The 552-nt window shown below is 44.6% G+C and carries 1 pseudogene; it reads right to left on the bottom strand.

Annotated elements, in window-relative coordinates:
- Window positions 1-190: pseudogene (locus AB4653_RS28380) on the bottom strand (hypothetical protein); the annotation flags it as partial.
- Window positions 191-552: the final 362 nt, after the last annotated feature.

The following is a 552-nucleotide window of genomic DNA, read 5'->3' as shown; positions in this document are numbered from 1 at the left end:
TCCAACGATGGTCTAAAGGCAAATAACCGCGAGCGTGGATGTTCATCAATTTTTCGGCCATCGGGTTCACAGGGACTTCACCTGAGAGCCAACGCTGGACCGTGATCGGTTGAACATGAAAAAAGGCCGCGGCGTCGTGGATACCATCAAAGTGATGATGCACGAGATCCGCAAAGTGTGGCGTGAGCATGTGATCTCCTTCAAAAATTAAGACAAGCGTGCAAAGTTTTTTTCCTCCTCATAAAGTGTGTTTGTAGTAGAAAGTCTCTGGAAACGGCAACACGTCAGCGTAAAAATCAGAGACACGAAAACCAAGTATAGCCAACAATATTGAACGCAACGTGCATAAACGTGCAGTCAAAATCCATAAAACCAACAACATTAAGGACTTAATCCGGCGTGGTGTGCAAAATCCGTAAGGACTAAGGTACTGAAACTCCTCACATTTTACGTACAACCTGTCAATCCCATTTTAAAATGTCCTTATTTGTCCCCAATAGAAATGTCCCCTTGTTAAGTCTTTCGACTGGAAGCTTTGAAGGGGTCGGTGAG

Source organism: Vibrio sp. 10N.222.48.A3 (assembly GCF_041475345.1).
Lineage (GTDB): Bacteria > Pseudomonadota > Gammaproteobacteria > Enterobacterales > Vibrionaceae > Vibrio > Vibrio tasmaniensis_A.
The sequence above is the reverse complement of the archived record's forward strand: the minus strand, read 5'-3'. Positions and strand labels throughout refer to the sequence as shown.